At 40.4% G+C, this 24,925-nt stretch carries 24 protein-coding genes, 1 pseudogene and 1 riboswitch; of the genes and pseudogenes, 8 read left to right on the forward strand and 17 right to left on the reverse strand.

All coding sequences use genetic code 11. The annotated features are described in order from the left end of the window. Nucleotides 1-40: 40 nt before the first annotated feature. The gene (locus FC27_RS06625; RefSeq protein ID WP_010624580.1) at nt 41-421 is read left to right on the forward strand and encodes a DUF2255 family protein; all 381 of its coding nucleotides are present in this window, start codon (nt 41-43) and stop codon (nt 419-421) included. Between the two features lie 579 nt (nt 422-1,000). Here FC27_RS06625 and FC27_RS06630 read toward each other — a convergent pair. The 3 genes from FC27_RS06630 to FC27_RS06640 are packed head-to-tail and all read right to left on the reverse strand — an operon-like array spanning nt 1,001 to nt 3,220. Beyond that, a complete protein-coding gene (locus FC27_RS06630; RefSeq protein ID WP_010624581.1) occupies nt 1,001-1,867 on the reverse strand; it encodes an aldo/keto reductase in 867 nt (288 codons plus the stop codon). A gap of 55 nt (nt 1,868-1,922) precedes the next feature. Beyond that, nucleotides 1,923-2,672: an SDR family oxidoreductase gene (locus FC27_RS06635; RefSeq protein ID WP_010624582.1), complete on the reverse strand. Its 750-nt coding sequence runs from the start codon at nt 2,670-2,672 to the stop codon at nt 1,923-1,925. A gap of 11 nt (nt 2,673-2,683) precedes the next feature. Beyond that, on the reverse strand, nt 2,684-3,220 hold the full coding sequence (locus FC27_RS06640) for a DapH/DapD/GlmU-related protein (protein ID WP_010624583.1): 537 nt from the start codon (nt 3,218-3,220) through the stop codon (nt 2,684-2,686). A gap of 120 nt (nt 3,221-3,340) precedes the next feature. On the opposite strand from FC27_RS06640, the gene FC27_RS06645 reads away from it, so the two are divergent. Next, nucleotides 3,341-4,231 (forward strand): LysR family transcriptional regulator, encoded by an 891-nt coding sequence (locus FC27_RS06645; protein WP_010624584.1) that lies wholly within the window; start codon nt 3,341-3,343, stop codon nt 4,229-4,231. 32 nt (nt 4,232-4,263) lie between these two features. On the opposite strand, the gene FC27_RS06650 is transcribed toward FC27_RS06645, so the two are convergent. From FC27_RS06650 to FC27_RS06665, 4 genes are all read right to left on the reverse strand, one after another. Then, on the reverse strand, nt 4,264-5,124 hold the full coding sequence (locus FC27_RS06650) for an aldo/keto reductase (RefSeq protein WP_029508180.1): 861 nt from the start codon (nt 5,122-5,124) through the stop codon (nt 4,264-4,266). Nucleotides 5,125-5,286: 162 nt separating this feature from the next. After that, nucleotides 5,287-6,813 carry an ABC transporter permease/substrate-binding protein gene (locus tag FC27_RS06655; protein WP_010624586.1) on the reverse strand — a complete coding sequence of 509 codons (1,527 nt, stop codon included), beginning with the start codon at nt 6,811-6,813 and terminating at the stop codon, nt 5,287-5,289. A 3-nt stretch (nt 6,814-6,816) separates the two neighbouring features. Then, nucleotides 6,817-7,743, reverse strand: coding sequence for an ATP-binding cassette domain-containing protein (locus FC27_RS06660; RefSeq protein ID WP_010624587.1), 927 nt, complete (start codon nt 7,741-7,743; stop codon nt 6,817-6,819). Nucleotides 7,744-7,954: 211 nt separating this feature from the next. Continuing rightward, nucleotides 7,955-9,493: a multicopper oxidase family protein gene (locus FC27_RS06665; protein WP_010624588.1), complete on the reverse strand. Its 1,539-nt coding sequence runs from the start codon at nt 9,491-9,493 to the stop codon at nt 7,955-7,957. A gap of 153 nt (nt 9,494-9,646) precedes the next feature. Next, nucleotides 9,647-9,736: riboswitch (TPP riboswitch) on the forward strand. 98 nt (nt 9,737-9,834) lie between these two features. Here FC27_RS06665 and thiW point away from each other — a divergent pair. The 3 genes from thiW to thiE are packed head-to-tail and all read left to right on the forward strand — an operon-like array spanning nt 9,835 to nt 11,800. Beyond that, nucleotides 9,835-10,350 carry an energy coupling factor transporter S component ThiW gene (thiW, locus tag FC27_RS06670; RefSeq protein WP_010624589.1) on the forward strand — a complete coding sequence of 172 codons (516 nt, stop codon included), beginning with the start codon at nt 9,835-9,837 and terminating at the stop codon, nt 10,348-10,350. Beyond that, nucleotides 10,350-11,186 carry a hydroxyethylthiazole kinase gene (thiM, locus tag FC27_RS06675; protein WP_010624590.1) on the forward strand — a complete coding sequence of 279 codons (837 nt, stop codon included), beginning with the start codon at nt 10,350-10,352 and terminating at the stop codon, nt 11,184-11,186. Before thiW ends, thiM begins: the two co-directional genes overlap by 1 nt. After that, a complete protein-coding gene (gene thiE, locus FC27_RS06680) occupies nt 11,183-11,800 on the forward strand; it encodes a thiamine phosphate synthase (protein ID WP_010624591.1) in 618 nt (205 codons plus the stop codon). Before thiM ends, thiE begins: the two co-directional genes overlap by 4 nt. Before the next feature lie 43 nt (nt 11,801-11,843). Here thiE and FC27_RS06685 read toward each other — a convergent pair. Continuing rightward, a pseudogene (locus tag FC27_RS06685) lies at nt 11,844-12,778 on the reverse strand (restriction endonuclease). A 147-nt stretch (nt 12,779-12,925) separates the two neighbouring features. On the opposite strand from FC27_RS06685, the gene FC27_RS06690 reads away from it, so the two are divergent. Continuing rightward, nucleotides 12,926-13,408, forward strand: coding sequence for a GNAT family N-acetyltransferase (locus FC27_RS06690; protein ID WP_010624593.1), 483 nt, complete (start codon nt 12,926-12,928; stop codon nt 13,406-13,408). A 34-nt stretch (nt 13,409-13,442) separates the two neighbouring features. On the opposite strand, the gene FC27_RS06695 is transcribed toward FC27_RS06690, so the two are convergent. The 3 genes from FC27_RS06695 to FC27_RS06705 all read right to left on the reverse strand — a co-directional run bounded on the left by FC27_RS06695 (nt 13,443) and on the right by FC27_RS06705 (nt 16,167). Beyond that, complete coding sequence (locus tag FC27_RS06695) at nt 13,443-14,426, reverse strand: aldo/keto reductase (RefSeq protein WP_010624594.1); 984 nt, start codon at nt 14,424-14,426, stop codon at nt 13,443-13,445. Nucleotides 14,427-14,492: 66 nt separating this feature from the next. Further along, nucleotides 14,493-15,476, reverse strand: coding sequence for an SIR2 family NAD-dependent protein deacylase (locus tag FC27_RS06700; RefSeq protein ID WP_010624595.1), 984 nt, complete (start codon nt 15,474-15,476; stop codon nt 14,493-14,495). A gap of 1 nt (nt 15,477) precedes the next feature. Next, nucleotides 15,478-16,167 carry a hypothetical protein gene (locus tag FC27_RS06705; protein WP_010624596.1) on the reverse strand — a complete coding sequence of 230 codons (690 nt, stop codon included), beginning with the start codon at nt 16,165-16,167 and terminating at the stop codon, nt 15,478-15,480. A gap of 145 nt (nt 16,168-16,312) precedes the next feature. On the opposite strand from FC27_RS06705, the gene FC27_RS06710 reads away from it, so the two are divergent. Then, nucleotides 16,313-16,924: a TetR/AcrR family transcriptional regulator gene (locus FC27_RS06710; RefSeq protein WP_010624597.1), complete on the forward strand. Its 612-nt coding sequence runs from the start codon at nt 16,313-16,315 to the stop codon at nt 16,922-16,924. A 16-nt stretch (nt 16,925-16,940) separates the two neighbouring features. Here FC27_RS06710 and FC27_RS06715 read toward each other — a convergent pair whose 3' ends face one another. Next, the gene (locus FC27_RS06715) at nt 16,941-18,182 is read right to left on the reverse strand and encodes a DUF389 domain-containing protein (RefSeq protein ID WP_010624598.1); all 1,242 of its coding nucleotides are present in this window, start codon (nt 18,180-18,182) and stop codon (nt 16,941-16,943) included. 156 nt (nt 18,183-18,338) lie between these two features. Here FC27_RS06715 and FC27_RS06720 point away from each other — a divergent pair, with 156 nt between their 5' ends. After that, entirely contained in the window at nt 18,339-19,745 is a 1,407-nt protein-coding gene (locus FC27_RS06720) for an APC family permease (protein WP_010624599.1), read from the forward strand. A 132-nt stretch (nt 19,746-19,877) separates the two neighbouring features. Here FC27_RS06720 and FC27_RS06725 read toward each other — a convergent pair whose 3' ends face one another. The 5 genes from FC27_RS06725 to FC27_RS06745 form a co-directional block, all read right to left on the reverse strand. Next, nucleotides 19,878-20,549 (reverse strand): DUF4767 domain-containing protein, encoded by a 672-nt coding sequence (locus tag FC27_RS06725; RefSeq protein WP_010624600.1) that lies wholly within the window; start codon nt 20,547-20,549, stop codon nt 19,878-19,880. A gap of 154 nt (nt 20,550-20,703) precedes the next feature. Next, nucleotides 20,704-21,786: a DarT ssDNA thymidine ADP-ribosyltransferase family protein gene (locus tag FC27_RS06730; protein WP_010624601.1), complete on the reverse strand. Its 1,083-nt coding sequence runs from the start codon at nt 21,784-21,786 to the stop codon at nt 20,704-20,706. Between the two features lie 3 nt (nt 21,787-21,789). Beyond that, entirely contained in the window at nt 21,790-22,755 is a 966-nt protein-coding gene (locus FC27_RS06735; protein ID WP_010624602.1) for a macro domain-containing protein, read from the reverse strand. A 121-nt stretch (nt 22,756-22,876) separates the two neighbouring features. Further along, entirely contained in the window at nt 22,877-23,749 is an 873-nt protein-coding gene (locus tag FC27_RS06740; protein WP_010624603.1) for an aldo/keto reductase, read from the reverse strand. Nucleotides 23,750-23,870: 121 nt separating this feature from the next. Further along, a complete protein-coding gene (locus tag FC27_RS06745; protein WP_010624604.1) occupies nt 23,871-24,827 on the reverse strand; it encodes an Lreu_0056 family protein in 957 nt (318 codons plus the stop codon). Nucleotides 24,828-24,925: the final 98 nt, after the last annotated feature.

The raw sequence follows: 24,925 nt of genomic DNA on the forward strand, positions 1-24,925 counted from the left end.
GGAATTGTTAAGGATTTCTAGTATCAAGGAGGAAATTAAGATGGCAGAAAAAACATGGACAGAGGAACAATTAAAGGATTTTTCCAAAGCAGATGATTTCAAAGTCTCACCATTTTACGATGATGGCAAAACATACGGAACACCAACTTGGATCTGGTCAGTAGTGGTAGACGGAAACCTATTCATCAGAGCATATAACGGTCAAAACTCACGCTGGTACAATTCAGCCATCACCCAAAAAGCCGGAAGAATCTTTCTAGCAGGAGAAAATCATGAAGTAACCTTCAAAAAGCTAGAAGATACCAGCATGACAGAAAAAATCGACCAAGGATACAAAGACAAATACAAAGACAGCCCTTATCTTCCACCAATGCTAGCCGAAGGACCACAAAGTGCCACAGTAGAAGTAAGCCCAAAATAAGTGAAGTAAATGAATAAATAAGCAAAAAAGAAGAGGATTTCTGAACAAATTCAGAAATCCTCTTCTTTTGATCATTGATTTTATCTCTAAACATAGCAAAGGGCTAAGTGGCGAAAGCCACGAACAGCCCAAAGATATGAATAGATATATTAGTTTCTTTTACCGACATATTAAAACAGATAGATATCAAACTGCAGTAAACCACAAAACTAGGTGGAAGGGAAAATAAGGTTTGGGCTCAGTGGTGAAATTGTTCTTAGTGAACGAAGTGAGCTTAGAACAAGACCCAGCTTGAAGACCGCCAAAGGCGGGCTCCAAGTGGCGTCCACCACGTTCCAGCCAAAATAATCCTTCCACAAAGCTGCAGCGGACCCACAAAAAAACAGATAGGTATCAAACCAAAGTACACCACAAAACTAGGCGGAAGGGAAAATAAGATTTGGGCTCAGTGGTGAAATTGTTCTTAGTGAACGAAGTGAGCTTAGAACAAGGCCGAGCTTGAAGACTCCCAAAGGGAGGCTCCAAGTCGTGCCCACCACGTTCCAGCCCAAAATCTTATTTTCCCTGGAGCCGGCATCCTTAGAGCTTACCACCAAACACAGGATAAGAGCTTGCATCGCCATAATCCATATTACCAATCGAAGCCAAAACCTTCATATCATCGTCAGAAATCACAAAATCAATGTCAGCGTTAGACTTCATATGATCAGGGTTAGCCGACTTAGGCAAAACAATAGTATTCAATTGCCAATCGTAACGAATGCAAAGTTGAGGAACCGAAACATTATACTTCTTAGCAACCTCAACAATCTTGTCATTCTTCAAAGCAGCACCATGAGCAACCGGAGAGAAAGCCTCAACCGCAATATCGTTGTCTTGAGAATATTTAATAATATCCAAAGGAGTATCACCAATGTGAACTTGGACCTGATTAACAGCAGGCTTAGTATCACTGTTCTTGATCAAGTTGTCCAAGTCTTCCTTTTCAAAACTAGATACACCAATAGTCTTCAACTTACCAGCTTTAACGGCATCTTCCATAGCACGCCAAGCTTCCAAATTACCCTCAAAGTGACGGTCATTAGATTGGTTAACTTCTTTCCAAGGTTGTGGATTGTGGATGATCATCATATCAAGATAATCCAAGCCCATCTTGTTCAAAGTTTCATCAATTGAATCTTTAGCACTGTCATAAGTCTTGTGTTCAGCAGCGACTTTTGAATTAACAAAGATCTGGTCACGGGGAACACTAGCATTTCTAACAGCTTCACCTACTCCTCGTTCATTTCCATAAGCTTGAGCAGTATCAACGTGACGATAACCAATATCGACCGCACTCTTTACAGCATCAGCGACTTTGTCGTCATCGATCTCCCATACACCCAAAGCCAATCTAGGGATTTTAACACCATTATTCAAAGTAATTGTTTCATCAAAAATTGACATAAAATTCCTCCTTAAATGTGTCATTCACATTTATTATAAATCATTATTTTATTTATTAAACTTCTTGTCCCGTCGGACGGATAACCATTTCGTTGACCGACATATTTGCTGGAGTATCAATCACGAAAGCAACTGCTTGAGCAATTTCTTCCGGTTGCATTGCGGACATTTCAGAGCCTGGTTGACTAGTTGCCTCTTCGAGACCTTTTTTGATCTCTTGATTATTGATCGAATTGAATAATTCAGTTTTAACAGTTCCTGGAGCAATCACCGTCGTCTTAATATTGTTAGCATGTTCTTCTTGACGAAGACCTTCCATGATTGCACGGACGGCATATTTAGTGCCTGAATAAGTTGCATAACCAGGCAATACCTCATATCCCAGAACTGAAGAAGTCGTGATGACATGACCGCTCTTTTGTTTCTTCATAATAGGAAGAGCTGAAGCGATACCGTTCAGAACGCCTTTAACATTGATGTCGAGCATATTGTCCCATTCGTCACGAGCAACTTGGTCCAAATTGTTAACTGGCATGATACCAGCATTATTGAACAAGACATCGATCTTGCCATATTCAGCAACTGTTTTGTCGATAACGTTTTGAACTTGATCTTTGTCGGTAACATCAGCTTCGACAGGCAAAATAGTAGCAGAAGCATTATTGTCTTTGATCTCTTGTAGACGACTCAGCCGACGGGCGGCAATAGTCAATTTTGCCCCCTCACTTGCTAGTAAGTTGGCGGTAGCTTCTCCGATACCACTTGAAGCTCCCATGATGATTACTACTTTATCTTTTAAACTCATAAAATTTTCTCCTACTCTTTAATAGTCTTGATAAACCGTGCTGGAACCCCGCCAACGATAGTGTTAGAAGGAACATCTTTCGTTACCACTGCACCGGCACCGACAATGGCATTCTCACCGATGACGACACCAGGTGTAACAGTCACATTTGCTCCTAACCAAGCGTTATCGTGGATATAAACTGACTTCAGCTGCAGGTTCCTGCGAGTTTTTGGATCGATGTTGTGATTGACCGAAGCGATAGTTACGTTAGGACCGATCAAAACTCGGTCACCTAAATAGATGCCACCCATGTCAGTAAACATCGAACCGCCATTAATGAAGACGTTTTTTCCTATATGAAGGTTCCGCCCAAAATCAGTCCAAAACGGCAAGCGGATCTCAGTTGAAGAATCGACCTTTTCATTAGTGATCTGACTGACGACTGACTTGATCTCGTCTTGGTCGTGAAAGCCATTGTTAAGTTCTTCGACTAGTTTCAAGTTGGTTTGGACGATTTGATCAACTTGTTCGTAAGCCTTCGTACCTAAATCCATTTTTGATTTCAATCTCACACCTCATTTCTGTTCCCTTGATTGATTTAATTATACGAACCGATTAGTATAATGTTAAATACTTATTAATCATGGCTATCTATTACATTTGCTTATGGATAAAAAGGAGAAATTATGGATATTCGCGTATTGAAATATTTCGTATCCGTCGCGCAAGAACAAAATATGACTAAGGCTGCTAACTTGCTCCACATCAGTCAGCCAGCACTGTCGCGACAGATAGCCGATCTTGAGACTGAACTGGGAACCAAGCTTTTAACTCGGAGCCATCGCAAAATTCAGATCACACCTGAAGGTTATTATTTGCTAGAGCGAGCCCAGGAGATCATTGGTCTAGTCGACAAAACCACCCATACACTACAAAAACAAGATACCATCAGTGGCACACTCGATATCGGTGCTGGTGAAAGTGATCAACTCGGACCAGTCATGCAGGCTGTAAAAAACACCATCCATAAATATCCCGAGATCCATGTCAACTTCCACAGTGGTGATTCATCGTTAACGTTCTCGGAACTAGACAGCGGTGTATTGGAGTTCTCCGTTATCATGGGTGATTTTAATTTGAGCAACTATAATCAACTTGAGTTACCAACTAAAAATCACTGGGGAGTCTTGATGAGAAAAGACGAACCACTAGCTCAAAAAGATTCAATTTCTCCTAGTGACCTATTAGGGCGGCCAATTTTATCCTCACGACAGGCGACCAAACAATTCTTTGATGATTGGAGCGATGGACTAAGTGCCCAATTCGACTTCATCGGGACATACAATCTGTTTTACAATGCCAGTTTATTAGTCAAAACTGGCGCCTGCATTGCCTTAACGTTTGGAGGTCTGGCTGACGTTTCTTCAGAAAGTGAATTGACTTTTAAGCCATTAACGCCAGATTTGACTGGGACCAATACTTTGATCTGGAGCAAAGGCCGAAACTTGCCAAAGGCCAACCAAATCTTTTTAGATGAATTACAAAAGATTTTAAAATATGAAAAAACAAAAAAATAGGACAAATCCATTAATGGATTTGTCCTTTTTGATTATTCTGCGTGAACGTCAAATGCGTTAAGCAATTGATCTTTGATACCGGGTGCATCTGGATCATGTCTGCCTTCACCATTGCGGTCCAAGGCACGGATTGAATCCATTTCATCGGAAGTCAATTCGAAATCGAAGATCTCTTTGTTTGACTTGATACGTGCTTCATGAACTGACTTAGGGAAGACGATGATGCCTTCTTGATGTTCGAATCTCAAGATAACTTGACCGACATCCTTGCCATATTTTTCAGCAATGTTTTTAAGAACTGGTTCGTTAAACAGGTCTTTGTCACCTTGGCCAAGTGGACCCCATGCTTCAAGAGCAACATGATTTTCTGCCAAGATCTTACGCAATTCTTTTTGTTGAAAATATGGGTCGAATTGCATTTGGTTGACACTTGGCATGACGTCAAAGTTAGGCACGAATTTGTTCCAGATCTTAGGTGTCATATTTGATACACCAATCGAACGGATCTTACCATCTTTTTGAGCTTCTTCCATGGCTTTCCAAGCTTCATCGACTTTACCGTATGGTTGGTGGATCAAGTAAAGGTCCATGTAATCCAAACCTAATTTTTCAAGTGAAAGGTCGATAGCTTTTTTAGCATCTTCATAAGCAAAATCTTGCAGCCATAATTTTGATGTGACCCAAATTTGGTCACGAGGAATGCCACTGTCTTTGATAGCCTTGCCGACTTCTTGTTCATTGAAGTAAGCAACAGCTGTATCGATGTGACGATAGCCTAATTTCAAGGCTTCAGTAACAGCCTTATAAGTTGAGCCATCTGCAGGGATTTGGAAAGTACCGAATCCGAATGAAGGAATCTCAGTACCATCATTTAATTTTAAAGTTTGTAATATCTGTATTTGCCATGTATTAAATCTCCCTCTTTTTTTAGAGTTCCATAATGTAACAAGTTCATTATAGTCGGAATATAAAAATAAAAAATTACTTATTAGTTATAGCAGTATACGTTTCATGCATAGCAAAAAACGACCGCATTTATCTGCGGTCGTTTCTATTTATTCAATCAAATTATGTGATTTCAGATAATTATGAGCTACGACGCTAGCTTTCTTATGCTTGACCGTAACTTGATAATTCATCTTCTGCATATCCTCGGTCGAGATCTTGCCTGAAAGCTTGTTCAAGCTTTTGACAATCTGAGGATGCTTCTTGGCAAAGCTTTGTTTCATCATTGGCGCACCTTGATATGGTGGGAAGAAGTGCTTGTCATCTTTTAACACGACTAAATGATACTGGCGTACTTGCGGATCAGTCGTGTAGCCATCGACTAAGTTGACTCTGCGGTCAGCGATAGCTTTATATCTCAGTGTTGGCTCCATGGTAGAAACCTTGGCGAAATCGAGGTTGTACTTCTTTTTCAGACCGACGTATCCGTCAGCTAAATTAGAGAAGTCGGGATCAAACGCTGCGTGAACTTTATCATTGACCCGTTCAAGGTCACTCAACTTGGTTACGCCATACTTCTTGGAGAATTCTTTGGTGACAGCCAAGTCGTAGCCATTTTCATATTCCATTGGTTTCAAGAACTTCATCTGATGCTGTTCTTGAATCTGTTCACTGGCGACTTGATAGATCTTATTCGGATCTTTGGGGGTATTGCCCTTGTACTTAACTAACGATTCCAAGATCGTCCCAGTAAATTCAGGGTAGATATCGATCTGGTTACGCTGCAAAGCCTTGAATAAGAAAGTCGTCCCACCAAAGTTAGGCTTTAATGTGACATCCGTTTGCGGATTATCCTCTTGGATCAGGTCTTTATACATGTTCATCAAAATTTCTGGTTCACTACCAAGTTTCCCGGCAATCGTCAAAGAAACTTTTTCCGGTTGCATAGCTTGATAGGCTTTGGTGCCACCGAATCCTAGCATGATCAATAAAACGATGATCCCACTGACATAGATCCGTTTGGAAGTACCACCGATATATTTCAATAAGGCACTAAACAAGAAGGCTAGAACAGCTGACAAGACACCACCAATGACTAAGTAGGAATTGTTGTTCTGTTGAATACCTAACATGATGTAATTACCTAGACCACCAGCACCGATAAAGGCAGCTAAAGTGGCGGTACCAATGATCATGACTAAAGCAATCCGAATACCGGAGATGATCATCGGCAAGGCCAACGGAAATTCCAATCTTTGCAGCTGCTTCCAACGCGACAGACCAAAGGCCTCTGCAGCTTCTTCAAGGTTGGGATCGATGTTGGTCAATCCCGAGTAAGTATTTTGATAAAGCGGCATGATCCCGTAAAGGGTCAAAGTAATAACTGCTGGAACCGTCCCGATACCAACAAGTGGGATCAACAGACCCAGTAAGGCTAAACTTGGAATGGTCTGAATGATACCAGTCACTTGTAGCATCGCCTCACCCCAGCGACGGTGGTTTCTCAATAGGATCGCCAATGGAACAGCGATCACGATGGCGATAATGATAGAAATAAACGAAATACCAATATGTTCATATAACGAGTTCAATATCTCTCCATGTTGGGCCGAGATAGTTTGCATTAACGTGTTCATCAGCTACTCCCCCTCGATTTCAAAATATTTCAGCAATTGCCGGTTAGTCGTCGAATAACCTTTGTCGTGATACTGAAATTTCAAAATAGGCTCAGTCTGGAGCTTTTCGACGACCTGACCAAACTTATCGATCGGTTCAAGGTCGTCGCGATAAGGAATACTCTTAATATTGTCAGACTCGATGAAAAAGTCGAGATCCCACCAATGCGGAGTACCAGCGCCAAAGAAACTTTTGACAAATTTATTAGCTGGCTGATGCATGATCTCGTGCGGTGTACCCACCTGCTGAACTGTCCCGTGATTCAAAACAGCTATTTGTTGCCCCATTTTAAGGGCCTCTTGCATATCATGAGTCACAAAGACGATCGTCGTCTTGAATTGCTTTTGCAACTTCAAAACTAGATCTTGCGATTTTTTCCGCAGGACCGGATCCAAAGCACTGAAAGACTCATCCATCAAAACGATCTTTGGCTCAGTAGCTAAAGCACGGATGATCGAAACACGTTGCTGTTGACCACCAGATAACTCGCTAGGCTTTCTTTTAGCGTACTTTTTTGGATCAAGCTCAACTGCCTGCATTAGTTCAGCAGCCCGTTGACGACGTTTTTTCTTGTTGACGCCTTGTTGCTCTAATTGAATGGCGATGTTGTCTTCGACATTCAGATTTGGGAAAAGACTGCTGTCCTGTAAAACATAGCCCATGCTCAAGCGTAGTTTTTGCATGTCGTATTCCTTGATCTTCTTATTATCGAAATAAACATCCCCGTCAGTTGGAACGGTCAATTGATTCAGCATCCGTAGCAAGGTGGTTTTCCCACTACCACTAGGACCGACCAGTACAAATATTTCATTATCGTTGATAGTCAAATTAACGTCTTTGAGCACGACGTTGTCCTCGAATCGCATACCAACGTTTTTGTATTCGATCAAAATGCTCCCCCCTAAAAAAGTACATTTATTATAAGAATAAATTTCTTTATTCCTAATTGCCAATGAACTGCTTATTCCTAAATTACGTATTACATAACCAGTGTACCCTTTCAAGTTTTGATTTACTTATTTTAAATCAAAATATTAAAATATAAATTAATTATTTTTAGCAACAAAAAAAGCCACAATCAGTTTGTGGCTTAATCTATTTCTACATTTTCATACCTAATTTCTTATAGGAATCCATGCCGGCCATCCAGAGATCTTCCGGCTTGATGCCCCGTTCTTTCGCAAAAGCGTTCATCAAAGTTTCCATATCCATCAACTTGTATTTTGGCATTGGCTTGTCTGGTTCGTAGGCCTGGATCTGGGCCATCATACCGCCATCTTCGTGTTCCAGAATGTGGCAGTGATACATATAAAGACCTGGTAGATCGAAACGGACTAAGATCCGCACCGTCTCGCCAGGATTGACCCCGACCGTGTCCTTGAAACCATGCTCGTTAGGATAAGGTTCATGGCCATTGCGGCTGATGACTAGAAATTCCGTCCCATGCATGTGGAAAGGATGGACCATCCCTTGCTTGGGATCATTGCTGTTGACGATATCCCAGTACTGAGCTTTGCCGACTGGCTGAGTCGCATCGATCCGCTGGATCTGAAACTTCTTGCCATCAATTTCAACGCCCTCATCCATACCACTCATGACTACTTTTCTAACTGGAGTCTGTGGGTCGACTGTTGGTGCTTTCACTGTGAACAAGTCTTCAGGGATGACTGAATCATCTTTAGCAAATTTGTGGATCCTAAATTTCAGCAATGGGGTGTCATCACTGAATAATGTCACTTCATCGCCTTCGTGGTATCCTTCGAAATCGATGACGATTTCTTGGCGCTCAGCGCAGGTGATCATCAAATGTGTCATTTTGATGGGATGCGGCAATAAGCTTTCGTCTCCAGCTATTTGGGTGAATTGCAAATCATCGCTCAAATGCAGGCGCCATTCACGACGGTTGGCTCCATCAAGCAATCTCAAGCGCAATTTTTGTGTCGTAACATCGAAGTAAGGATTAACAGTGCCATTGATCATTGCAGTCGGACCAGTGACTCCATCGGGATTGTAATCAGCGTGATAATCCAGTTGGTTGTTTTCATGGAATATCCGATCCTGTAAAACTACTGGGATATCATCGACGCCATAGTTGTTTGGTATATTTAATTCACTGCTATGTTTATCGGTCACTAAGACCATGGTGGCTAAGCCATGCCAGACCTGCTCAGCAGTCGAAGGACATGGGTGCGCATGCAACCAAGTCGTTGCTGCTGGCTGATTTAAAGTAAAGTCGATCTGCTTTGCTTCTCCAGGATAAACTGGAGCGTGGCAACCTCCATCAACGTATGGGCCAGTAACTAATAAGCCATGCCAATGAAAGGTCGTAAGCTCTGGCAGGTGGTTCTGTAGAGTAACGTGGATATGCTTGCCTGCCGGATAAACAATCGTTTTCCCGAGGATACTATTATTGTATCCCCAAGTCTTTGTTTTAGCTCCAGGCAAGATCTGGGTCTCGCCTGCTTGGGCTGTGACGGTGTAATAAACATCGTCCTTTGTTTCTTTATCAGGTTTCAACAATGGCGGAACGTTTAACGGTTTTTCGGGTGCATCTGCGACCCGCAAAGGAATATATGCTCCATCTTGCTTGTCAAAAGCCTTCTCATCAAAAAAATAATCTGTCGTAACTGTCTCAGTCATTCGGATTCCTCCTCTTCACCAATTGAGTCCAGTTTAACATTAATATTTTAATATTTTTTATATGGCATTTTAGTTTAATGTTGCTATGAAAAAATATTATTTACTATACTATTAATCGGCGCATATCATGCTATACTTAAAACACATTTGAATACGAGACATTTGGGGTGCGTAAAAGCTGAGAATATACCCATGGAACCTGATACAGTCAACACTGGCGCAGGAAAATGTGAACCGTACAACGATACGGTAATCTTGTGCCCGTCGATTTTTTTCGACAGGCATTTTTTATTGGACTCCTTTGTCGAGAATTCAAAAATAATTCAAGGGAGTTTTATAGGATGAAAAATGCTTCACAGGTACAAAAATTAACTATGTTGGCAATCATGATTGCCTTGGACGTGGTACTATCACCCATTTTTCGGATTGAAGGGATGGCACCGATGTCGAGTGTTTTAAACGTCATCGGAGCGGTTTTACTAGGACCTTTTTACGTCACGATCATGGCTCTAGTCTGCGCAGTCATCAGAATGACGATAATGGGGATCCCACCACTGGCACTTACTGGGGCTTTCTTTGGTGCCTTGTTAGCCGGATTAGGTTATAAATTCACCGGTAAAGTTTGGGGCGCTGTCCTTGGAGAGATCATCGGGACCGGTTTGATCGGTTCACTATTGTCGTATCCAGTGATGGTCTGGTTCACCGGCAGCACTAACGGAATGTTTTGGTTCTTATACACGCCAAGATTTTTTGGCGGAGCAATTTCCGGCTCGATCATTGCCTATATCGTTTTATTCAAGTTGAAGAACACCAGCCCCTTTAAACGGATCCAAAGACTATTCGGGAGGATTGCCTGATGATCTATCGCAAGATTGATTATTTTCTGCCATTCGTCAAGGACGCTTTTCCTTTGGAAAAGGTACCTTTGGTTCAATGCATAACTAACGTGGTGACTATTGAATCAGTCGCTAATGCCCTACTCTATATCGATGCCAAACCATTCATGGGTGACGACCCACGAGGATTCCCGGAATTTTTCCAACAAAATGACAGCTTATTCTTGAATTTAGGACATATCTCGGCTGACCGCGAAAAAGCAATCTTATCTGCAGCACTAATAGCATTAGAAACAAAAACGCCAGACGTAGTCGACTTAGTCGGTGTCGCTGGTTCAAAGTATCGTCTCAAACTCGCCCGACAGCTGTTCGAATTACGTCCAACAGTCATCAAAGGCAATCTCTCAGAGATGCGAGCTTTTTGTGGTTTGACTAGTGCTGCCCGTGGCGTGGATGTTTCAATAGAAGATACTAACGAATCTGCGATTAATGACCTAGTCCAGGCGATGACGCAAATAAATCATTCCCATCCAGAAAGTTTGCTTTTAGCAACGGGACAGCGTGACTTGATAGTTTCTGATGGAAAGGCAATTTTTCTCGAAAATGGCACGTCACAGTTGGACCGATTCACAGGCACTGGTGACATTGTTGGTGCTCTGGTGACGGCTTTATTAGGTGCGGGAACGCCAGCTTTAAAGGCCACGATAGCAGCAATCAGCTACTTCAATCTAGGCGCCGAAAAAGCTCAGAAAACGACGATTGGTCTAGCAAACTTTCGCAATGAAACACTTAATCAGCTGTCACTTTTAATGAACCAACCAAATTGGTACGGGGAGATTCGAGGTGGAACATTATGATCGATTATCGGTTATATTTGGTGACTGCACGTTACGATTACTCCGATGAGAAATTTTTACAGATTATAGATGATGCTTGTGCGTCGGGAGTGACTTTAGTTGAGCTACGAGAAAAAGTTGGTACGACCAGAGAAATTTTTGAATTAGCGAAAAAAGTTAAACAAGTCACCGATAAATACGATATCCCCCTGATCATTGATGATCGGCTGGATATTTGCCTAGGTGTCAACGCCGCTGGCGTCCACATTGGCGATGACGAGATGCCAGTCGAAGTAGTCCGTAGATTGATCGGACCTGACAAGATCTTAGGAGTTTCAGCCAAAACCGTTGAACGTGCTCAACAGGCAGAGAAATTAGGTGCCGATTATCTTGGCGTCGGTGCAATTTTTCCAACACAAACTAAAGTCAAAACTAAACGTACTTCAGTTGAAACCTTGAAAGACATCATCAATTCCGTCAACATCCCCGTCGTGGCAATCGGTGGGATCAAAACTGATAATCTGGCCACATTTGAAGATATTCCTATCAGTGGTGTAGCAGTAGTCAGTCAAATCATGCAAGCAAATGACGCGGGACAAGTAGTTCGTAAATTTATTTCAACTTTGTCTAAATAAAAAGAGAATGGTCTCGTTTGATCGAGATCATTCTCTTTAATTTTTAATAGTAATAATCATCTAAGGCGTAAGTCGTCACTGGCGTGATATGCAATTGATATTTTTCGACTAAATCTGCTAAATCTTGACCATTGATTAAGGTGACTGTATTAGTACCTTGAGTAGCCTTCATTTTAGCTTTGTCAGTAAATGAACTAGTAGTGACGAAGATCCCATACTCAGCATTGAAACTATCCATCGCACCTTTGAACTTATCAATTTCTGGTTCAGAAACAGAACCTTTGGTATATCTTTTACATTGAATGGCCACTCGACTAGTACGAAATTCATCCGAAGTAAAATAACCAAAACCATCAATACCATGATCACCTGATCGAATGATTCCTCGTTTTTTATCGATCGTTACACCCATTTTAGAAATCAATAAGCGCGAAAAGCTTTCAAATTTCCCCGGATCAAATTGCATCAATTGGTTGATCAGTTCAGTTTTCCAAGTTGTTTCTGCGGTATCTTCTTTGTCTGATGAATCAGCAGAGATTGTATCATCAGTATCTTCAATCGACTTGGATTCAGACTGTTCGGCTTTAGCTAACTGGTTCTTAATTTTACGTTCTTCATCCTTCTTATTCCAATAAGCATCCATCATATCTTGTTGCTCAGGTGTTGGAAAATCTTTCAAATCATCGTTCCTACCTAAATCAGTTAAGACGATATCCCCGTTACGAATAGGTTTTTCAACGTATCCTATATGAGTTAAATTTTGAATACCAAAATTAAAGTCAAACATGAATGGATTATATTTCTTCCCACTCGGTGGTGTCTTGGAGCCGAAGACATCCTGGTATTTTAAACCATCATATCCACCATTAGCTATTTCTTTTCTGATATTTTTCTAGAAGCAGACCCCCCTAAGGTCCTCAAGGCTAAAACAACTGCTTTATCAACGTTTCTTCTCTGATATGTATATGACAATTTAATCCCCTCGATTTACGCCAAAAATTAATAACATTTAAATTGTACATTAAGGTAGTGAACTTCACACTAAATATCACTAATTTCAGTCATCTATAAACATTCAATTTGTGCTATGATATAAAACCAATCATACAAAAGAAGGTCCAGCTTATGAAAATCCGTCCGATCAAGCCTGAAGATAACCAAGCTATCAAACATATCCTCCAAACTGACTTGAAACATTTCGGTCTCGACATCCCTGGGACTGCCTATTTCGACAGTAATCTCGATAAATTGAACGAGTTTTATGATGCTCAAACAAATCGGGCCTACTTCGTTGTCGAAGACGACCAAGGAAAAGTTATGGGCGGCGCAGGTTGTGCTGAATTTGATTGGGACAACGGTATCGCTGAACTGCAGAAAATTTACTTGGACAAAAAGGCGCAAGGCTTTGGTTTAAGTTATAAATTGATTGCTTTAGTCGAAGACTTTGCTAAAAAAGCTGGATATAAAAAGCTTTACTTAGAGACTCATCACAACTTAAAAGCTGCCATCCACGTCTATACTAAATCCGGTTATCAAAAACTGGCTGGACCGATCAAAAACAGCGACCACAGTGGAGCAATGGATGGTTTCTTCATCAAAACCCTTTAGATAGTAAAAAAGCAGCCTAACGGCTGCTTATTTTTTACCATTTATAGTGAACGGGATCTTTGATGTACTTATCATAAACATCTTCAACGATACCCATCTGTTCGTGGGTAAAGGCTGGATAGTCAGCGGCAATGACGTTACGTTCGATCTGTTCAGGTTTTGAAGCACCTGGAATAACTGTGCTGACGGCATCTGACATCAAGATATAGCGTAGTGCCATAGCTGCTAATTTATCGCCAGCCCCCAAACGCTGTTTCAATTCATCCGCAGCTTTAACTCCGGTGGCATAATCAACACCTGAGAAAGTTTCCACAGCATCGAATTCTTCCCCGTGACGATTAGTCGTCCGATGATCGTTTTGACCAAATTTAGTGTTCAAATCATATTTGCCTGTCAACAAACCGCTAGCTAATGGGACCCGAGCGATAATGCCGACGTCGTGTTCCTTGGCCATCTTGAAAAAGTTTTCGGCTGGGCGGAGACGGAACATGTTGTAAATGATCTCGACAGATGAAATATCGTAGTCGAGAGCTTTCATACCTTCTTCGATTTTTTCGACCGAGACACCATAATTCTTAATCTTACCTTCCTTTTTCAACTTATCCAAAGCAAAAAATGGCTCGGGATTGTAGAAAACGTGAGTTGGTGGGCAGTGGAGCAAAACGTTGTCCAAAGCGTCCACGTCAAGATTAGTCAAACAGTCCTCAACATATTTAGTGATATTTTTTTCAGTATAACCACTGGCAACATGGGGATCCATCCGCCGACCGATCTTAGTCGAAATGAAAACTTTGTCCTCTTTGCCCTTCAAAAATTTGGCGATAGCACGCTGACTTTCGCCGTCTTGATAGACATCAGCTGTATCGAAGAAGTTGACCCCCTGGTCAAAAGCTTCTTCCAAAGTAGCTTGGGCATCCTTCTCACTGAATGGGTCGCCCCATTTAGAACCTAATTGCCAAGTACCCAGTGACACTTCACTAACATCAAAGTTAGTCTTTCCAAATCTGCGATATTTCATGGTAGTCCTCCCAAATTGTGTAATCAGTTTGATAGTAGCATTACCACGAACCAAGTACCAGTTGAATTAACGATTTAATTGTGCCCGCACGTCGTCCAAGACCTGGTCGATATCAGCTTTGATAGCTTGACCCTTGTCCTCGATCTGCTTAGGCAAAAATTGGTAGTCGCGGTTGACCATAACGTCATAAGTATTGTCCAAACTAGTCGTCAATGCCCAGAAAGGTTCCTGAATAAACATCGGTGTCATTCGACCGACACCTAGCTCGATAAAGAGTAAGTGGTCATCGTGCATGTGAGCGACCACATCGTCAGAAATCTTTTGATATTCCTGTTGATACTTAGTGCCTTCCAAGAAATTGCCGTAACCTCTAGTCCATGGGAAAGCCTCAGCACCACAGTTAGGACACTTAGGAATCATATCAGTTGGGATCCTCGTATCATCACCCATCGCTTCGACCATCTCCTCAACCGGCTTGACCGCATCCCAGACTTGGTCAGTGCACTGGTTTGAGCACTGGAAGAAACGGTGGTCACCTTGGATCTCAGCGACCTTGTCTTCTGGGAAAGCCTTGATAGCCTGAGTATCTTGGTTAGTCGTCAAGATGAAATAATCCTTACCTTGCAAAATAGCTTGAAGGTCTTTGAATGGTTTGCGAACTTCTGCATGCAGCGTCGTGTTTAAAAACGTTGCCAGATAGCCCCAATATTCTTCACGTGTCTTCCAAGGATAAGTCATCCCCGAAAAAGCCCCATTCAAATCATATTTTTGCTCGAATTTTCCAAAATACTTTTTGAAGGTATCGTTGTTTTCATAATAGAAATCGCCGCCACCAGCAGCTGATAATCCAGAAGCACCACCGATAATGATGTGGTCAGCTTCTTCAATCTTTTCAGCCAAAATTTTGATTTGTTCGTCATATGGCAAGGGCTTTTTGTTAGTCAAAGCGACTGGAGTGCCACCTTGTGCATATGCTCCAAAGTAATTTTGATAGTTGAGTTGTGTCTGCATGACCAACTTTTCATACATTGTTTGTCCTAATTGTTCCATACTAATTTTCTCCTACTGTTAGCAAATTTTTAAATGTTTGACCAATATCTCCTGGCAAAGAAATCGATTGTGAACTGATCTCTTCCGGAACATTGATCTCTTTCGGCATATTCAAGGTGATGAACGACCAACTGGCATGTTGAGCCACCAAATTCATCAATGGTGCTTTGATCATATTATTTCGGGCACCGATGCCAAGTTCTAACTGAACGAGTTGTTTATCTTGGTTATTCGTTACGAATTGTTCAAAGCGATTTTGTTGCTCTTCCCATTGAGCTGAGTTCATTTCAAGGCCATCAAAATTACCTTCGATTTCAAAGATCCGCTTAGGATCAAAGCCATTCAATTGAAAATGGGTATCAGCATTAGAAGTCACAACAAAATAATCTTTGTCACTCAAAATGTTTTTCAAATTTGCAAAAGGTTCACTGGGTTGATAATCATCGATCATCATTTGGTGAACTTTATTCATAAAGACTTGATGATCGGCCTTCGGCAATTGTGCAAAAACTCCTTGGATTAAACTCGAAACTCCATAAAGTGATCTAAAATCATTAAAATAAGCTCGAAAATTCTTGTCATCGGCGAAAATGTTATACCCTTCCGCGATTGACAGGCCATTACTGGCACTGACTAAAACCGCATCACTGGCATCGATTATTTTTTTGGCAGTAACTATTTGTTGATCCATATCCATCCTCCTTAATAAATTTCCAAACAAGTTGTATAATTATGTACAATCTGTCTTTTATTTATTTCAAAAATACTGGAAATGACAAAAAAAATTAAGCACACTTTTGTAAAAGTGTCCTTAATCTAAACTGATTTTAAAATGTGTGGAGGATTTTCATGGAAACAAACATAAAACCGATCGAAGAACCATTTATACCCTTAATGTCATCAAAGATGCTTTTCTAAAATTGATCGAACAAATGCCCTATAACCAAATCAAGGTCACTGAGCTTTGTCGTGAAGCCGGGATAACTCGTTCAACTTTTTATTCGCATTACGATAATTTGACCGATGTTTTAAATGAACTATTAGATGAAGCTTTGCTTTTCACCAATACGACCGAGCCTCAACCACCAGTAGATGAAAACATCTCGATCGATACTCTGAAAGAAAATGAGTCATTGCTGCCCGCCTGTCAAAGGATCGCTGATTCACCCAAGTATCATAATCTCTTAATGGACTCAAGTTTGAGTGACTACATTATCGGTCGGATCATCAAACATGAGAAAACGCGCACGGTCCCTTCGATCCAAAAAAGGACCGGACTCGATGAATCTCAGGCAGAATTGCTTTTCATATATGCCATTCACGGTTCATTTGCCATCAACAAGAAACATCATTTCATCAAAAATGAAGCTTGGTACCGCGACTTGCAAGTCCTCAATCAATTTACCAGCGGCGGCTATAAAACTTTCCAAAAAAATAAGGAGCACTAGCCAAAAAGGCTGCTCCTTATTTTTCTTCGTCTGTAAAGTAGACTGATGCAGTGATATCCAATTTATCAGCAATCTTCTTAGTTTGCTGTTTGATACCTTCCTTATCATTCTTCCCTTGTTCAGTCAGCTTAATGATGACGGCTGCTTTCTTATTATCTGTGTCTGCCAGCTGTCTGACGGTAACTTTGTCAATTTCGTTAGGATATTTTTTCTCCAAACGTTCCTTGAGCTTCGGCAGGTCCTTATTCTTTTTGACCTCGTTGTCGTCGTCCTTAGAATTGCTGGTCTGATTTTGATCGACATACTTCTTGAAAGCATTGACTGACAGATAATTGCCTTGCGACAATTGTTGAAATTTCAGCTTGTACTGACCTAGTTGATAGTCGTCGAGTTTCTTATCCAAACTTTTGACTTCTGATTTGCTAACGTGGTCACCGATGATGGCTAGTTTAATATTCTTGTCGGTGATGGTCTTGTTGACGACGTATGTGTCCGGCAATTCCGAATTAATGAAACTTGTCAGTTGTGCCTCATTATATGACTGCTTCACTAATTTTGAAGCTGAAATCAAACTAGGCACAGTGATGATGATTGCAGCCAAAACGATAAAGATCTGATTTTTAGCCGGCATCGGATTGTCACGGATCCTCCGAAAATTAAAGATCAGTGTTCCGATCGTAGTTGATAAAGCAATGAAAAACGAATTGATCAAGAACAAATAACCGGCTCCAAACACGATTGTCCAATCCATCTGACTGAGCCCATACCCAACTGTACAAAGCGGTGGGATCAAGGCAGTAGCAATGGCGACACCAGGCATGATGTTGGCTGGTTCCTTTTTGGCTGAACCAATGATTCCAGCGACACCACCAAAGAACGCTACCAAGACGTCCCAAATAGCCGGTTGCGTCCGTGAGATCAATTGGTCACCGGCTTCTTTGATCGGCGAGAAAAAGAAATAAGCCGTTGCAGCAACTAGTCCAATCGCTACTTGGGCTAAAAAGATCAGAAAAGCTTTTTTGATCAGCTTTTGATCCCGGATACCAAAACCATAACCCATCCCAATGATCGGGTTCATGATCGGCGAGATCAGCATGGCACCAATGATGACTGTGACTGAATCCATATTCAGTCCGACACTGGCGATGATGATACCACAGAACAAGACCGCAAAATTTATCCAGCCAAAATTCAGGCTATCACGAATATTTTTATCTATGATTTTTGACTTAAGTAATTCCCCTTTTTCAACTTCCATAGGCTACCTCTTTAAAGAAATACATCTTTATTATAGCAATTCACGAAACAACTTGTATTTTTTAATTGAATAAGTGATAATTAAAATCGCATTGCATTTTTTCTAATCCAAATTTAAGAAAAATTGACTTTATTACAGGGAATCACGGGGATTTTTATGAAAAACATATTTAAAAAAGAGAGCGTCGAAAATTACGTCAAAGCTGACTCGCATTTGGTCAGGACGCTCCACGCCAAAGACTTAGTTGCTTTAGGTATCGGTGCCGTCATTGGAACAGGGATCTTTATCCTGCCAGGACACGAAGCAGCTCTTCACGCTGGCCCAGCAGTCACGATAGCCTTTTTGATTGCTGCTTTAGTTTCCGGGATGGTCGGAATGGCCTACGCCGAGTTTTCTTCCGCCATGCCAGTAGCCGGCTCCGCCTACTCTTTTGGCTCAGTCATTTATGGAGAATTCGTCGGTTGGCTGCTCGGTTGGGCGCTGATCTTAGAATATTTCTTAGCCGTCTCTGCCGAAGCGACCGGTTTTGCTTCCTACTTTAATAATAATATCTTAGCTGCCATCGGTATCCATCTACCGAAAGCCTTACAAGCTGGCCCGATGGAGGGTGGCGTCATCAATCTGACTGCCGGTTTAATAGTCCTCTTAGTTGCAGTGATCATTTTTCACAGCGTCGACTTATCCAAACGGATCGAAAACATCGCTGTCGTCGTCAAGGTCGCCATCATTATCCTGTTCATCATCGTTGGCGCCTTCTACATCAAGTCTTCAAACTACGTGCCATTCTATCCCAAACAGTTCCAGTCAACACCGTTTGGCCTCGGTGGGATCTCGACTGCAGCTGCTACCGTCTTCTTTGCCTTTATTGGATTTGACGCCTTGGCATCAAATTCAGCCGAAACGGTTGACCCTGGGAAAAATGTTGTCAAAGGTATCATGGGAACAGTCGTCGTAGCTGTTATTTTATACGTGACCTTGTCATTTGTATTAACTGGTATGGTTCATTATTCGAAGTTGAATGTTGATGACCCCGCTGCCTATGCCTTACAATTGATCCACTTAGGCGGCTGGAACAAGATCATCACTATCGGTGCTTTGATCGGTATCTTTACTGCTATGGTGACGATGTTCTTTGGTGGTTCTCGCCTAGTCTATGCCTTGGGACGCGATGGGCTCTTGCCAAAATTCATGGGCAAAGTCGACGGCAAACATGCCGTACCAACCAACGCTATCATTATCGCCACCGTCATCCAAACTTTCTTTACGGCTGTGGTGCCATTGACTCAACTAGCTTCACTGATCAATGCTGGGACACTCTTGGCTTTCGCCTTTATCTCCTTTGGTATCATCCCTCTAAGAAGAAGGACCGATATCGTCAATGATGGCTTCAAAATGCCACTCTATCCTATCCTACCAATTATTTCCGGATTGTTGAGCGTCTACTTCATCGTCATGTTGCCAAACTTGACGAAGATCTCAGTTTCCATCTGGTTAATTATTGGTATGGTCTTCTACTTTATTTATGGCCTACGCCATTCAAGATTGCAAAATCAAGCCGATTAGTATTCGTCAAAACCAATACTTTTATATCCACTAAATTTGAATAATGCTTCTCAAGCAATAAAACAGGTCACATCATTTCTGATGTGACCTACTTTATTGTGCTAGTTTAGCGATAAATTTTTCTAAAAATCATTAATCCCCATTAGCGATTTTTTCAAAGTTTGATTGAACGTCTTGATTTTTGGTTTGAACTAAGACTGGCGTTCCGTTGGTGGTCTGGTCGACTAAAGCGATTGGACGACCATTGTGGAATGAGAAGAAATAAGTGATATGTTTGGTCGTGGTATCTGAATCGTGGTCGTAAATGGCGACAACGTTATAATCGTATTCATTTTTTCCTGATTCGTTCCATCCGACTGTTAAGGATGTGTTATTGAGGCTGACTTTTGATAGATCATCAGGATAAACTGTGCCAACCACGGTTTTTAATGAATGAACACCATCATATTTTGTGTATGTTTGATTCATCGTTGGCGCCCATTTATTGATGAACGATTCTAGTTTCTGATCCTTAGTAGTATTCCAAAGTGCTGAGGACTGCTTGTCATTAGAATTACTTTCATTATTGTGGTCAGTCGATGCCTCATCGTTATTATTAGATTTATTAGCGTTTATTTTTGAATCCTTGTTATCTTTATCGTCAGAGATAATTTTCTTATTATTGTCTTTGTGATTGTTGCTAATAGTCGAAGTGGCTGGCTTTGATCCGGAACCCTCACTGGATCTGCTTTGATTTCCACAACCGGTCAAAACAAGCAAAATTGTTGCCATAATTGCTACCAACTGTAAATTTTTAATTTTCATAAATACTGCTTTCCCCTTTTCCCCAAAATTAGTCTCCCTAAGACTATTTATTTTAAGTCTATTCCTGATATTTGGCATTTTCAATAAATATATTTATAAGTTGATTAATAGCAAAAAAATAGCTTCAGGATATAGTTATCCTCAAGCTACAATTTTAGTATGGACTATCATCTTTAATATTATATTTACCTTCGTAAGCGATATGGTCATCAATATATATTTTGAAAACATAACTTTCTGCGGGACTGATCTTGGCCTTCATCTGTTCTTTAAGTAAGGCTTTCTGACCCTTTTTTGGCCAAACGAATTCTTGACCATTTTGAATGATCCTTAATTGAACATCCAAAAATTTATCAGTTTCATCGGGATTTACTGCAAATCTTGCATCATGCCAATCTGCTAATGGATAAGGTTGACTCTGCTGACTCTTATCGTCATTTTCAATATTATTATGAATAATGTATTCATTGGATTTTAAGGTCACGTTTTTAACATAATTCCTATCTTTGAAAAATGTTGCCCGACTGGCAATGCTAATTTTCGAATCCAAATTATACATCCCATTATCATGCAATAAATTGATCAGCGTTTCTTTTTCGGCTGCTGAGCGGACGTAGACATGTCTCAACAGATCCAATTTAACGGGATCTTCTGCAACGATCTCGGATTGTTTGATATCGGTCAACTCTTTTTTCTCTTTTGGTGACATATCGGCTCGCATTGAGTGATTGAAATAAATTTTTTTAAATGGCAATTTAGCGAATTCTTCCGGGGTATTCATATAATGAGGTTCTTTTCTTAAAGCCAGTGAACAATCAGTGAATTTGACGCCGGGTCTTTTCAGAAGACCTGCCAAATCGAATAGGAAAAATACCGGCACAGGGCAATTAGCTTTAAAGGCCTGATTTTCGATTTCTTCTTTGGTCTTCATACCCTCATTATAATATTGGGTCGGAGTCCTTGGTCGAAAATAGAAACGGATCATTTTTTCAACTTCTGTTTTAGTTTGATCGATAACTCCGGAATTAGCATTATCATTTTTCATATCATTGATATTCTTCTCATCATGCTCTAAATGATATCGAGAATGGATCTCGCCATTTTTTAAAATATTGATGGCATTTTCGATATCCGTAAAATGAAAAGCATACTTAGGCCAGTATTTACTAGTCATACCGTACAAACCAGTTTTTTCTGGATTATCGATCAAGTCATTTATTACATCCCTAAATTCCATAATTTATTCATCTCTCCATATATCTAATTGAATAGGCTCATGAACTTTTTCCTTCTTAGTCGTCTTTTGATGACCTTGTTCAGGTTGTTTCATTCCTGACTGTTTCAAAGTTAAGATCTGTGCTTTCGTTCCATCAATAAAAGTTGTCGGAATCAGTTCAATATAAGAGATCGTCGACAAAAGTTCTTTGAATGCATTTTGATCTCCTTTGTCCACGATAGTTTGTGGTAACTGTGCATCCAAAATTTTTCCAAAATCCATCAATTCATTGCGCATATCGATCAAATCCAACTGCGATAGTGAATAACTTTCTTCTGGATCATTACCATCTACCATCAAAAACATTGAATCCTCTGGTAAGTCATATGGCTCATCTACTATTTTGACTGATTTACCGTTTATTTTTAATTCATGATCTTCAAACGCTTTAGCTACATCACTTTTAAATCTCGTCAAACTTATGTCGCATATCTCCCGTTTGACCAGCTCTCGAGCGGTCCCTGTATGTTCTGGTTCATTTTGCCAGCCTGTATAAATATGGATAAAAATCATGATCGGCAGGTCAGCTAAATATTTTTCCATAAGCGGTTTGACTTGATTCTCCCAGTTCAATCCACCATTTCCTACTCCTAATTGTGGAAAAGAAATCGAATATATCCCCTTTTCAGAATAAGTCTCGACGAACTTTTGCAAACCTTGCTCTAAATATTCGATTTTTGATTTACTCCGCCAATTTTGTTTGGTCGGAAAATTCAAGATCCATTTATCTTCAGATTTATATAACAACAATTTACCAACGACCAAACTGCCTGCTTTACAGTACTCGCGGTATTCCTTATACATATCCGGATAAAGCTTTTTGTAATCCAGTGCGATACCTTTCCCCATGACGCCAACAGTATTTACCGTATTGACTAATACTTGAGCTGGACTATCAAACAAGTTTTGATCGACGTATTGTAGTGGCATTTTGACCTCCAAAAAATTAAACTGCTTATTTTATTATAGTACAAACTAAATTACGAATTTTTAATTTAAAGACATCAAAAAAAGCCATGTCATTTCTGACATGGCTTAAATCAATTAAATTTTACTTTTGTAGTTTTGACAATGTCTCAAAGTCTTCGTCGCTCAAGTTAACATTTGCGGCAGCAATATTGTCTTTCAAGTGTTCGAGTGAACTTGTTCCTGGGATAGGAATAATGTTGTCAGAACGCTTCAACAACCATGCTAGAGCAATTTGGGCTGAACTAGCATTGTACTTCTTGGCAATGTCGTTTAATGGGCTATCAGCCTTAGTCAAATTACCTGTGTCAAGTGGGAACCATGGCAAGAAGGCCATTCCTTGTTCCTTAGCATAGTCAACAATCTCATCATCATCTTTATGATGGCCGACGTTGTACAAGTTTTCGACAGCATCGATCTTAGCAACCTTTTGAACGTCTTTTAATTCGTCCAAAGTTACTTGACTGACACCGATATGCTTGATCTTACCTTCGTCTTGCATCTTCTTCAATTCGCCCACTTGTTCTTCAAGTGTGTAGTGTGAATCGATTCTGTGCAAGAACAACAAGTCTTCGTGGTCACGATTGAATAAACGTAATGAAAGCTCTACTTCTTGGCGCAAGAATGCAGGGGCACCAACTGGAGTCCATTCGTTCTCACCAGTCCGAACTTGGCCAACCTTATCAGAAATGAAAATCTTATCTGAATCAGAATAGTCCTTCAAAGCCTTAGCCAAATATGTATCAGCATGCCATGGGCCATATGAATCAGCAGTATCAATGAAGTTGACACCCAAATCAAACGAACTCTTGATCAAATCAGCAGCTTGGTCAGGATCCTTGTAAGGACCCCAAACACCGTTACCAGTCAATTGCATCGTACCGTAACCTAAACGATTAACAATGAAATCCTTATCAAATTCATATGTACCAGCCTTAGTAGCACTAGTTTCATCCATGTATAATTCCTCCTCGTGAATATCAAAATAGAAATATTACATATTTAAATTAACGCAATTATTTTATTAAAACAAACATTTAGAATTATGAATAAAAGTTTATCGAGTGGAATTCAGACGCTTATTGCTCTTTGATTTTATCAGCACAATCCTGAACAATCTGCTTCTGTTCCGGAGTTGAATAGTATTTGGAAACTAGGTCAGATAAACTAATCGTCGATTCCTTTTGGGTTTCAGTTGCCATAACATCGGAACTATCAGGATCTCTAGTCCAATAGTGGACTGTCTTACCTTGAAGTTGAAAATCAATATCAGAAATAACTGCATTATCTTCATAAATAGTATATCTAGTACCTTTCTTAACATACAAAGAAAAATTTTGAGGTGCCATTGTTATATCATCATGGCCAGACATCATATAAATCATTGCCCCAATCATTTTAGGATCGGTAGTATCATAAGTATCTTTTGAATCAGTCGACTTATTCTGATCTGTTGTCCCTTCATCGGTTTCAGTTGTTTGCAAACTAGATTCATTGCTTCCACTGGCAGGATTTTTGACACTTTTATTCTTTATTATTTTGGTAAAGACTGTCTTAAAGCTGTCATCAGTAGCTAGCTCAAGCTGTGGTTTGTCTGCCGCAGTATCACAGACCAATACGACTGGTCTGCGATCATGGAATGCAAAGAAATACGTCAATGGCGTATTAGCTGAGCCTGAATCGTAAATTGCCACGACTGTGTAATCATTCTTGGACAATCCTTGTTCGTCCCAACCAATCGTATCCTTTGAACCAGAAATTTTTGTCTTAGAAAAATCTTTTGGATAAGTCGCATTCGTCGAGGTCTCGATTGGAGTCTTCCCATCATATTTGTTGAATTTCTCATTTTGGGAAGCTGCGAAACCATTCATATAAGATTCCAAGCGGTTATCCTTTTTATAGTTCCAAAGTGGTTTGGTACTTTGACTATCAGTTTGTTGCGTCGATGAATGGTCGTTTTTTTGACTATCGCATCCAGCTAAAACAAAAACGCTAAAAACTAGTAGTAGCGCAGTAGTTAATCCTTTTTTCTTCATAAAAATCCCTCTTAAATATATTCCCTAAAGTCTTATCTAAGTTTACTCGTTTGATTTTCTGGACTCAATCAAGATATGAATATATTTATATAGAATTT

The organism is Companilactobacillus versmoldensis DSM 14857 = KCTC 3814, assembly GCF_001434295.1.
In the GTDB taxonomy this organism is placed as follows: domain Bacteria; phylum Bacillota; class Bacilli; order Lactobacillales; family Lactobacillaceae; genus Companilactobacillus; species Companilactobacillus versmoldensis.

Excerpts from the sequence above, each read along its gene's own strand:
- FC27_RS06625 (WP_010624580.1), top strand. The coding sequence starts at position 41 with ATGGCAGAAAAAACATGGACAGAGGAACAATTAAAGGATTTTTCCAAA.
- FC27_RS06630 (WP_010624581.1), bottom strand. The coding sequence starts at position 1,867 with ATGTCAATTTTTGATGAAACAATTACTTTGAATAATGGTGTTAAAATC.
- FC27_RS06635 (WP_010624582.1), bottom strand. The coding sequence starts at position 2,672 with ATGAGTTTAAAAGATAAAGTAGTAATCATCATGGGAGCTTCAAGTGGT.
- FC27_RS06645 (WP_010624584.1), top strand. The coding sequence starts at position 3,341 with ATGGATATTCGCGTATTGAAATATTTCGTATCCGTCGCGCAAGAACAA.
- FC27_RS06655 (WP_010624586.1), bottom strand. The coding sequence starts at position 6,813 with ATGAACACGTTAATGCAAACTATCTCGGCCCAACATGGAGAGATATTG.
- FC27_RS06665 (WP_010624588.1), bottom strand. The coding sequence starts at position 9,493 with ATGACTGAGACAGTTACGACAGATTATTTTTTTGATGAGAAGGCTTTT.
- thiW (WP_010624589.1), top strand. The coding sequence starts at position 9,835 with ATGAAAAATGCTTCACAGGTACAAAAATTAACTATGTTGGCAATCATG.
- thiM (WP_010624590.1), top strand. The coding sequence starts at position 10,350 with ATGATCTATCGCAAGATTGATTATTTTCTGCCATTCGTCAAGGACGCT.
- thiE (WP_010624591.1), top strand. The coding sequence starts at position 11,183 with ATGATCGATTATCGGTTATATTTGGTGACTGCACGTTACGATTACTCC.
- FC27_RS06690 (WP_010624593.1), top strand. The coding sequence starts at position 12,926 with ATGAAAATCCGTCCGATCAAGCCTGAAGATAACCAAGCTATCAAACAT.
- FC27_RS06695 (WP_010624594.1), bottom strand. The coding sequence starts at position 14,426 with ATGAAATATCGCAGATTTGGAAAGACTAACTTTGATGTTAGTGAAGTG.
- FC27_RS06700 (WP_010624595.1), bottom strand. The coding sequence starts at position 15,476 with ATGGAACAATTAGGACAAACAATGTATGAAAAGTTGGTCATGCAGACA.
- FC27_RS06705 (WP_010624596.1), bottom strand. The coding sequence starts at position 16,167 with ATGGATCAACAAATAGTTACTGCCAAAAAAATAATCGATGCCAGTGAT.
- FC27_RS06715 (WP_010624598.1), bottom strand. The coding sequence starts at position 18,182 with ATGGAAGTTGAAAAAGGGGAATTACTTAAGTCAAAAATCATAGATAAA.
- FC27_RS06720 (WP_010624599.1), top strand. The coding sequence starts at position 18,339 with ATGAAAAACATATTTAAAAAAGAGAGCGTCGAAAATTACGTCAAAGCT.
- FC27_RS06725 (WP_010624600.1), bottom strand. The coding sequence starts at position 20,549 with ATGAAAATTAAAAATTTACAGTTGGTAGCAATTATGGCAACAATTTTG.
- FC27_RS06730 (WP_010624601.1), bottom strand. The coding sequence starts at position 21,786 with ATGGAATTTAGGGATGTAATAAATGACTTGATCGATAATCCAGAAAAA.
- FC27_RS06735 (WP_010624602.1), bottom strand. The coding sequence starts at position 22,755 with ATGCCACTACAATACGTCGATCAAAACTTGTTTGATAGTCCAGCTCAA.
- FC27_RS06740 (WP_010624603.1), bottom strand. The coding sequence starts at position 23,749 with ATGGATGAAACTAGTGCTACTAAGGCTGGTACATATGAATTTGATAAG.
- FC27_RS06745 (WP_010624604.1), bottom strand. The coding sequence starts at position 24,827 with ATGAAGAAAAAAGGATTAACTACTGCGCTACTACTAGTTTTTAGCGTT.